Origin of the sequence: Nocardiopsis sp. NRRL B-16309 (genome assembly GCF_001279585.1) — a bacterium.
Lineage (GTDB): Bacteria > Actinomycetota > Actinomycetes > Streptosporangiales > Streptosporangiaceae > Nocardiopsis.
On the sequence record NZ_LGEC01000109.1, the window covers coordinates 1 to 9,898 of the forward strand.

Annotated in this window: 7 protein-coding genes; 5 read left to right on the top strand and 2 right to left on the bottom strand. The window is 74.8% G+C overall.

Features of this window, described 5'->3' with window-relative positions; genetic code table 11:
• From ADL05_RS24410 to ADL05_RS24430, 5 genes are all read left to right on the top strand, one after another.
• A partial coding sequence (locus ADL05_RS24410) for a TM0106 family RecB-like putative nuclease (RefSeq protein ID WP_053619357.1) occupies positions 1 to 2,924 on the top strand: 2,924 nt, incomplete at its 5' end.
• A 432-nt stretch (positions 2,925 to 3,356) separates the two neighbouring features.
• Positions 3,357 to 3,680, top strand: coding sequence for a hypothetical protein (locus tag ADL05_RS24415; RefSeq protein ID WP_053619358.1), 324 nt, complete (start codon positions 3,357 to 3,359; stop codon positions 3,678 to 3,680).
• Positions 3,681 to 3,746: 66 nt separating this feature from the next.
• Positions 3,747 to 4,247 carry a hypothetical protein gene (locus ADL05_RS24420; protein WP_053619359.1) on the top strand — a complete coding sequence of 167 codons (501 nt, stop codon included), beginning with the start codon at positions 3,747 to 3,749 and terminating at the stop codon, positions 4,245 to 4,247.
• A 58-nt stretch (positions 4,248 to 4,305) separates the two neighbouring features.
• Positions 4,306 to 5,547 (top strand): site-specific integrase, encoded by a 1,242-nt coding sequence (locus ADL05_RS24425; protein ID WP_053619360.1) that lies wholly within the window; start codon positions 4,306 to 4,308, stop codon positions 5,545 to 5,547.
• Positions 5,548 to 5,683: 136 nt separating this feature from the next.
• Positions 5,684 to 7,054 carry a hypothetical protein gene (locus tag ADL05_RS24430; protein WP_053619361.1) on the top strand — a complete coding sequence of 457 codons (1,371 nt, stop codon included), beginning with the start codon at positions 5,684 to 5,686 and terminating at the stop codon, positions 7,052 to 7,054.
• 202 nt (positions 7,055 to 7,256) lie between these two features.
• On the opposite strand, the gene ADL05_RS24435 is transcribed toward ADL05_RS24430, so the two are convergent.
• Both ADL05_RS24435 and ADL05_RS24440 read right to left on the bottom strand, forming a co-directional pair.
• Positions 7,257 to 7,784 (bottom strand): hypothetical protein, encoded by a 528-nt coding sequence (locus ADL05_RS24435; protein WP_053619362.1) that lies wholly within the window; start codon positions 7,782 to 7,784, stop codon positions 7,257 to 7,259.
• A 478-nt stretch (positions 7,785 to 8,262) separates the two neighbouring features.
• Positions 8,263 to 9,723, bottom strand: a complete 1,461-nt coding sequence (locus ADL05_RS24440; protein ID WP_082376856.1) for an amino acid permease — start codon at positions 9,721 to 9,723, stop codon at positions 8,263 to 8,265.
• Positions 9,724 to 9,898: the final 175 nt, after the last annotated feature.

Here is a 9,898-nt window from a genome sequence, read left to right on the forward strand (position 1 = left end):
CCCCCACCTGGGGCAGCCCCCCCCCGGCCTGCGAGAACTGCGGCTACGCCACCTGGTGCACCCAGGGCCGCACCGCCGCCCGCCACCTGTCCCTGGTCGCCGGACTACGCACCGACCAGGCCACCAAACTCACCGACGCCGGCCTGGGCACCATCGACGCACTGGCCGCGGCCACCGACGAACAGCGCCCCCCCACCCTGCCCCGCCGCTCCTTCGACCAACTGCGCGCACAGGCCGCCCTCCAGGTCCGCCAGGACTCCACCCGCACCCCCACCGACCCCCAGGGCACCGTCACCGCCGAGGTCTTCGCCCCCGACGGCCTGGCCAGCCTGCCCGCACCCAGCCCCGGCGACGTCTTCTTCGACATGGAGGGCTACCCCTACCACTCCAGCGACGAAGCCCGCGGCCTGGAATACCTCTTCGGCGCCACCACCGAGGACCCCGACGGCCACGAGACCTTCCACGCCTTCTGGGCCCACGACCGCGCCCAGGAGAAACAGGCCCTGGAGGACTTCGTCGACTTCGCCACCGCCCGCATCGACGCCGACGAGAACGCGCACATCTACCACTACGCCTCCTACGAGGTCGACCGCCTCAAACACCTCAGTTCCGAGTACGCCACCCGTGAAGAAGAGGTCAACCGCCTCCTGCGCGAGAACCGGCTCATCGACCTGTACACCGTCGTCCGCAAGAGCATGCGCGTGTCCCAGCGCTCCTACTCCATCAAGTACCTCGAACCCCTCTACCTGCCCGCCTCCCGCACCGGCGGCGTCACCACCGCCACCTCCTCCATCGACGCCTACGCCGCCTACCAGGCCGCCCGCCAGGCCGGCGACGACCAGGGCGCCGCCCGCGTCCTGGACGACATCGCCGCCTACAACCGCGACGACTGCCACTCCACCGCCCGCCTGCGCGACTGGCTCGAGGACCACCGCGCCCGCCAGGGCATCACCGACCGGCCCCTGATCCAGTTCGAACTCACCGAGGCCGACGCCGAACGCGCCCGCAAACGCGCCGAGAAGGCCGCCCGCCACCACGCCCTGACCACACCCCTGCTCGCCGACGTGCCCCCCACCGCCGCCGAGCGCGACCCGGACGAGCACACCCGCGCCGCCCTGGCCGCCCTGGTCGGCTACTACCAGCGCGAACAGCTCCCGCCCTGGCGCGAGCACTACCGCCGCACCAGCGCACCCCTGCAGGACCTGGAAGCCGACACCGACTGCGCCGTCCCCTGGCGGGTGCGCGCGGGGGAGTGGATCGAACCCACCGGCCGCCAGAAGAAGGCCCGCCGCGAGATCCACATGCGCCTGGACACCGCCCACCCCCACCCCTTCACCACCGGCCAGGACGTCCACCTGCTCTACCCCGGCGCCCCCGGCCAACCCGCCGCCACCACCCAGGCCAAGGTCACCGGCACCGACCCCGACGCCCTCACCCTGACCGAGACCTCCGACCCCGACACCACCACCGCCCGGCCCCCCGTGGCCGTCCTGCCCGGCGCGCCCGTCAACCCCCAACCCAAGGACGGCGCCCTGGAACTCGTCGCCCGCACCGCCGTGGACGACCTGCCCTCCTGGCCCCGCCACCCCGGCCTGGACGTGCTGCGCCGCACCCCGCCCCGCCTGCACGGCGGCGGCCCCCTGCCCGAGACCGCCCACACCGGCGGCGACACCATCGCCGCCGTCATCGCCGCCGCCGACCGCCTGGACCACTCCTACCTCGCCGTCCAGGGCCCGCCCGGCGCCGGCAAGACCTACCTCGCCGCCCAGCTCATCACCCACCTGGCCCGCCGCGGCGCCAGCATCGGCGTGTGCTCCACCAGCCACAAGGCCGTCGAGAACGTCATGAGCGCCGCCGTGCGCGCCGCCGCCGACGCCGGCGTGCCCCTGGCCGCCGCCAAACGCGCCAAGAGCCGCACCCCCGCCGGCGAGGACACCCCCGCCCCGCCCTGGGACCAGCCCACCACCCCCCAGGCCCTGGCCACCTGGCGCACCAAGCACACCGCCGCGGGCGAAGCCGTCCTCATCGGCGGCACCGCCTGGGCCATGGCCAACGCCGCCATGGTCGCCGACCCCGTGGACGTGCTCATCATCGACGAGGCCGGACAGTTCGCCCTGGCCGACACCCTGGCCGTGTCCGCCGCCGCCCACAACCTCGTCCTGCTCGGCGACCCCCAACAGCTCCCACAGGTCGTCCAGGGCACCCACGGCGAAGGCGCCGACGCCTCCGCGCTGCAACACCTGATGGAGGGCGCCGCCCTCATCGACCCCGCCCGCGGCTACTTCCTCGACCAGACCCGCCGCATGCACCCCGACCTGTGCCGGGCCGTGTCGGCCCTGTCCTACCAGGGCCGCCTGCGGGCCCACCCCGACACCCGCGCGCGCACCCTGGCCCGCCTGGCCCCCGGCGTCCACGCCCACCCCACCCCCCACCAGGGCCGCACCACCCACAGCCCCGAAGAGGTCGAGGCCGTCGTGGCCATCGCCACCCGCCTGGTGGGCGACACCCTCACCCCCGGCCCCGGGGAGCCCCCGCGCCCCATGAGCGGCCACGACATCCTCGTCGTGGCCCCCTACAACCTGCAGGTGCGCGCCCTGCGCCGCGCCCTGGCCCGCGCCGGCGAGCACACCCCCGCCCTGGAAGGGGTGCGCGTGGGCACCGTCGACAAGTTCCAGGGCCAGGAGGCGGCCGCCGTCATCTGCTCCATGACCGCCTCCAACGCCGCCGAGGGCGGGCGCGGCACCGGCTTCGTCCTGGACCGCCACCGCCTCAACGTCGCCCTCTCGCGCGCCCAGGTCGCCGCCACCGTCGTCTACTCGCCCGACCTGCTCACCACCACCCCCCGCACCATCGAGGACCTGCGCCTGCTGGCCGCCTTCACCGGACTGGTCTCCCAGGCCCACCCCTCACCGCCCACCGGATGAGTCCTTCCACCGATCGGCGGTGACGAAGACGCGGGCGTGTTCGGCGGGGGAGGGGGCCAGCGCGGGGCAGGGGCGCCCACTCCCAGCGGCCGGTCGGCGGCACACCCCGTCCCACGCCCACCACCGCCCACCCCGGCCGCGCCCGAGCGGCCCCCCGCTGCGACCCCGCACGCCGCGCCCGGACCCGCCCCGAGCGGGCGCGCGCCCGCGCCGGAGCCCTCCCGCCCCGCTACCACCACAGCCCCGCGCAGGTTCCACACGCCTGCCGGGGCAGGTACGTTTTACACAGCACGCCCACCGCACCGCCACGCCCGCGCGCCCACGGTGCACGGGTGGCGCGTGCCCCCAAGGACCCACCACCGCGCGCGCCGGTGCGCCCCGCGCACGCAACCCAGGCCCGCCGCCCGTTAGACGAAAGGCACCACGGCCCCCGTGTCTGACCGTCCCTCCGCACCCGACGGTGGTCGCAACACCCGCCACCCCACCGGCATCCGCGTCGTCATCGCCATCGTGGCCCTGTTCGCCCTCCTGCTGGGCCCGGCCGGCTACCTGATGGGCGTACGCGCCGACACCCCCACCGACTCCGGCGCCGAATGGGTCACCCTGGCCTTCGGCGCCGCCATCGGCCTGCCCCTGCTGGCCGCCGCCGTGGCCACCGTGGCCGGCGACCGCCGCGCCGCCCTGTGGTCCCTGGCCCTGCTGGCCTGGCCGGTCGTGTTCGTCTCGGCCATCCACCTGGCCGGACTGGCCGGGTAGGCTCCAGGGCCCGCCCGCCCCGGGGACCACAGCACCACCGCACCACCAGGCAAGGACGACAGGCGCGTGTCACCCAAGAAACGCCAACGCCGCAAGGCCGCCCCCCGGCGGCCCCGCACCACCGACCAGGACCGCACCCCCGCCACCGGGGGCGGCCAGGACACCCCGCGCACGGGCCCCGACCGCACCCCCGTGGTCCTGCCCGACCCGCCCGACCGGCGCATCACCGCCCTGTGGGTCGCCCTGACGGTGCTGTGGGCCCTGGGCACACCCCTGGCCCTGGCCAACCTGCTCTTCGCCGCCCTGGACATGCAGGAGGCCGCCCTGGCCACCAGCGGCGACCCCACCGCCGCCCCCGACCTGTCGGCCGTGGGCAACGCCCTGATCTGGGTCCTGGTCCTGGCCCTGCTCGTGCCCGCCGCCTCCGCCGTGGCCGCCGCCCTCCTGCGCCGCAGGATCGCCGCGATCGGCTTCACCACCGCCCTGGTCGTCTCCGCCGTCCCCCTGTTCTGGGTCATGCCGCCCCCCGACCTGTGGGACGCCCTGCGCGCCCACCTGAGCGGCTGACCGACCAGCCGCGGCGCCTGACCCGCACCGGCGCGCGCGTGCGCCATCATGGAACACCGTGAGCACACCCCGACCCCGCCCCGAACCCGACGACGCGCCCGGCGCCCTCGAACTGCCCGCCGGCGTACGCCGAGGACTGGCCGCCGTCACCCACAGCGTCCTGGTCGACACCCACACCCTGAGCCAGGTCCGCGAACGCTTCGACGCCGAACAGGCGGCCACCCTGGGCCGCTACCTGGCCAGCGCCCAGTCGCCCAACACCCTGCGCGCCTACCGCACCGACTGGACGGCCTTCACCGCCTGGTGCCTGGCCGAGCAACGCCAGGCCCTGCCCGCCGAACCCGTGGACGTGGCCGTCTACCTGGCCGCCTGCGCCCACACCCGCACCCCCGACGGCGCCGCCTGGGCCCTGGCCACCCCCACCCTGGAACGGCGCGCCGCCGCCATCGCCGCCGTGCACGGCGCCCACGGGCTGGCCTCACCCACCCGCTCCGACGTGGTCCGCATGACCCTGCGCGGCATCCGCCGCACCCGCGCCGCCCGCCCGCGCCGCAAGGACCCCGTCACCCTGACCACCCTGGAGGCCCTGCTGGCCGTGCGCCCGCCCGAGGGCTTCCCCGGCGGGCTGGCGCGCCGCCGCGACGCCGTCCTGCTGCTGACCGGGTTCGCCGGCGCCCTGCGCCGCTCGGAACTGGCCGCGCTGACCTTCGACGACATCACCGTGCGCACCGACGCCGCCTCCGGGGCCCCCGCCCTGGTCGTGCACCTGGGCGCCACCAAGACCGACCAGGAGGGCCGCCGCGGCCACGTCGTGGCCCTACCGCGCGGACGCCACCGCCTGACCTGCCCGATCTGTGCCTTCGCCGACTGGGCCGAGGTGCTCAGCGTCCTGCGCGAGGGCGGCCAGGAGGCCGTGCGCGCACACCTGGAGGGGGCCCGGCCCCCCGCGGCCGCGGCCGCCCACCGGTGCGAGAGCCCGCACCACCACGGCCTGGCCGACGGGCACGCCCGCCCGCTGCTGCCCGCGGTGAGCCGGCACGGCCGGGTGGGGGAGCGGCCCATGTCCGGGCGGGCCGTGGGCGAGCTGGTCAAACGCTACGCCGCCCGGGCCGGGCTGGACCCCGACGACTTCGGCGGGCACTCCCTGCGCGCCGGCTTCGCCACCCAGGCCGCCCTGGGCGGGGCCACCGACCGCCAGATCATGCGCCAGGGCCGCTGGACCAATCCGCGCACCGTGCACGACTACATCCGCACCGCCAACCCCCTGGAGGACAACGCCGTGACCCGCCTGGGCCTGTGACCTGGCCCGGGCCCAGGCCCGGCCACGCATCTCAGCTTGCCAACGAACCCACCGACAGCCCTCGAAATCACCCGTTAACGTGCGATCCTGCCCTGATGAGACATTAGGTTGGTTGCGTGAGAAAGGGGACGGACCCATGGTCGACGAATTCCGCGCCGCATTCCAAGAACTCATCGACGCCTCCGTCGCGGCCGACCCCCACACCTTCCCACCCGCCGTCCACAAGGTCTACACCCTGGCCTCCCAGGTCCCCCTCGTCGAACGCGAACTCGCCCTGGAAGCCCTGACCCCCCTGCTCTCAGGCGACCACACCGCCCCCGGCATCATCGCCGACCTGTCCGTGGTCGCCGGAGCCATCGTCGAGATGGGCACCGACCCCGGCCCCACCGGCCCCGAAGTCCTGCGCCGCCTGCGCACCATGGGCAAGGGCGCCATCGTCTTCCTGCGCGCCTGGCAGCGCACCGGCCCCGACGCACCCCCCGACCCCGAAGCCGTCACCGCCGACACCGAAGCACGCGTGGCCACCCACCTGGGCACCGACGCCCCCTCCGCCACCATGTGCTGGTGGACCATCCGCCGCCACGGCCTGGCCGCCAAGACCATGCTCAGCGAAGGCGAAGTACGCTCCCACGTACGCCGCGACCCCTCCCTGCACGCCGAACTCGTGGCCATCGCCAACCAGCTCAGCGACCACCTGACCGAGTTCGACGAGGTCCGAGCCCTGCTACGGATGGCCGAGGCCACCTCAGCCCTGGTCATGGACCGCCGCTCCCAACGCGCCTTCCGCGTCCTCTTCGACGGCATCGGCGACAACTTCCAACTCCACACCCTGCTCGCCGACGCCCTCGTGGGCCCCCGCGCCCAGGGCCTGGAGGGCGAACCCCCCGACCCCCGCTGGGCCGCCGCCTACCGCGACGCCGAACCCGACCCCGCCGCCCAGACCGTCCGCGGCTGGTGGAACCTGGTCGCCCACGACGGCACCTGGGTGTGGAACGAGGGCGTGCCCGCCGAGATCCCCACCGTGGACGGCGAACACGTCCTGGTCCTGGACGACCTGCCCTACCCCCGCTCCTGGAACGCCGGACGCCGCCACCCCCACGTGCGCGGATGGCTGGAGATCGAGTCCGAGCTCACACCCGCCGAGGCCGGGGTGTGGTGGAAGCGGGTCGCCCCCGCCGAACCCGCCATCCCCGACCCCGACGGCCAGGGCGGCCACCCGCCCCTGCCCGAACCGGTCCTGATGCCCGCCCAGGACGAGGAGCCCGAGGCCGAGCGCGTCCGCGGCTTCCTGGGCGCCGTCCCCGCCGACGACGACGCACCCGCACCGGACCAGGAACCCGCGCCCGACCCCGATCCCGACCCTGCTCCCGCACCGGCCGCGGCCCCCGACCCCGCACCGCCGCGCCCGGCCCCGCGCCCCCACACCGCACCGGCCCAACCCCAGGGGCTGCCGCCGCTGCCGCCCGGGGTCTCCAACAGCTCCGGCTGGGGCCCCGCCTGGCGCTGAGGCACCGGGCTGCCCTGCCCCTGCCTCTTGCGGGGGGCGCCCCCACCGGTCGGCGGCCGACCAGCGTGCCCGCGCGGCACGCCATGTCGCCGTACGGCCACCGCCACGCCCGGCCCTCCTCCGGCACCCCCGGGACGGGCGCGGCCGCACACACAAGCGGGCCCCGGCGACCCAAGCCGCCGAAGCCCGCACACGCCCGCCCTCAGGCCCGGTGACGCGGCCCCGAACGCGCGGGCGCACCACTGTGGGCACCGGCCGACGGACCCCGGCCGCGCTCGTCGTCATCGCCGTACAAGCCCTCGAAGTACTCCTCATCGGTGACCCCCTCCGGCTCACGCCGCCACCGGCCGCCCACGAACACCGGCGCCAGCAGCACCAGCACCACCGGCACGAAGACCCCCAGCGGCAACAGCAACAGAGCGCCCTCACTACCGGGCAGCGACGGCAACCGCTCCAACAGGTGCCCGCGCAGCACCGCCACGGCACTGACCCCGCCCAGCACCAGCGCGGCACCCAACGGCAGCATCGGGGTCAACCGCGGCGGCACCGCGAGCAGGGCCACGACCAGGCCCACACCCACCAGGCCCGCCACCGCCAGGGGACCGGCGCCGTCCAAGGCGCCAAGGCCCGAACCGTGCAGCCGGCGCAGGTGGGAGAACGCCCACCCGCTCAGCAGCAGCAGGACCGGGCCCAGGATCAATCCGGACAGGAAGCCGACGACATGTCGCACGGGGGTGCTCCTCTCAGGGGTTGCCAGCACCCTAGCGACAAAAGCCAGATTCGGCACGCATGCCCATGACCAGGAAACTCTGCGCACACACCACCAACACGGGCTGCCACCGTCTCCGCTCCCGGCCTGGCCGGCGCCCCCGTGCCACCCCATGTCCGCCCGGACCCGCGCCCGCGCAGCCCCGCATTGAGCCCGCGTCTTCCCGCGCCGCACCACCGCGTCCCAGCCAGCTCCGATACGTACGCGCCCAGCACGGCGCACACGCGCGGCCCCGTACCGCTCCCGCCCCGCGCCGTCCCACACCGCCGGGTCCCGGCCAGCTCGGATGCGCCCGGCCCGCCCAGCCCCGGCACACACGCACCGCCCCGCACCGCTCCCACTCCCGGCCAGGCCCGAGACCCCGTCCACGCCCGGCCCCGCACACACCAGTGGCGCCGCCCCCGCTGGAACGGCGCCACCGCATCTCACCGACCCGGCCTCAGCAACCGCCCGGGCGCTCGCCTCCACCCTCCTGAGCACCCTGCCCGGTACCCGCGTCCGGACGACCCGCTCGCGTACCGCCCCGGCCCGCCACCCGCGCCAACTCCTCAGGATCCGCACGGCCCGGCACACCCAGCACCACCCGGCTGACCGGCGCGCGCCCCCACCGGCGCCGCACCTCGAAGGCCACCAGCGCCACCGCCACCGACGCCAGCGTCGCCCACAGCGACTGCCGGTGCTCGGGGATCGTCGCCATCGCCACCGCGATCGCTACCAACCCCACCAGCACCGCCCACGTCAGATACGGAAAACCCCACATCCGCAGCGTCACCCGCTCCGGCGCCCTGCGCCGCAACCGGGCACCCACCACCAGCTGCGAAGCACAGATCGTCACGAACAGCACCAGCAGGATCGCCCCGATCGAGGCCACCAGGAACGCGAACACCCGCCCCGGCCACACGAAGTCCGCGACCACCGCCGCGTACCCCACCACCGTGCCCAACAGGATCGCGCGCACCGGTACCCCGCGCCGGTTGGTCCCCGACAGCACCCGCGGCGCGTCCCCCTGCCGCGTCAGCGCGAACAGCATCCGCGAGGAGGTGTACATCGCCGCGTTCAACACGCTCAACACCGCGATGAACACCACGACCTCCATGATCAGCGCCGCACCCGGCACCCCCACGGTCTCCATCACCACCACGAACGGACTGCGGTCCAACTCCGTGGAGTTCCACGGCACCACCATCACCACGACCAGGATCGAGGCCACGTAGAACAACCCGATCCGCCACAGCACGTTGGTCACCGCCGAGGCCACACCCCGCTCCGGCTCCGCGCTCTCACCCGCGGCGATCGTGATGATCTCCACCCCGCCGAACGCGAACAGCACCACCACCGTCGCACCCAGCACCGCGATCCACCCGTTGGGCGCGAACCCGCCCACCTGCCACAGGTTCGCCAGACCCGACCCGTCCGAACCGCGCCACAAACCCAGCGCCCACAACCCGCCGATCAGCAAGAACGCCACGATCGTGGCGACCTTGACCATCGAGAACAACGACTCGGTCTCCGCGAAGACCCGCACCGAGACCAGGTTGGCCACCGTCATCGACAACAGCACCGCCAACGCCAGCACCCACCCCGGCGCCGACACCCACTGGCCCAGGATCGCCGCACCGGCCACCGACTCGGCGGCCACCAGCACCGCGTACATCCACCAGTACACCCACCCGATCGTGAACCCCGCCCGCGGCCCGAACGCCAGGCGCGCGTAGTCGGAGAACGAACCGCCCGCGGGCACGGCCACCACCATCTCGCCCAACGCCCGCAAGGTGAAGAAGACCAGCGCCCCCGCCAGCGCGTAGGAGAGCACCGCGGCCGGACCGGCCGTCTGGATCACCGCCCCCGACCCGATGAACAGGCCCGCCCCCACCGAACCGCCGATCGCGATCAGCGCCATGTGCCGCCGGCGCAGCGTGTGCGCCAGCCCCGACCCCTGTGTCTGTGCCGCCCGCGGCGGTGTCTTACTGCGTGTCACAAAACCAACCATAGGACGACAGGACCATCACATATCCCCAGAGGGCGGCACCACACCCACACACACCACCCAACCACCCACCGCACGCCCCCCATCC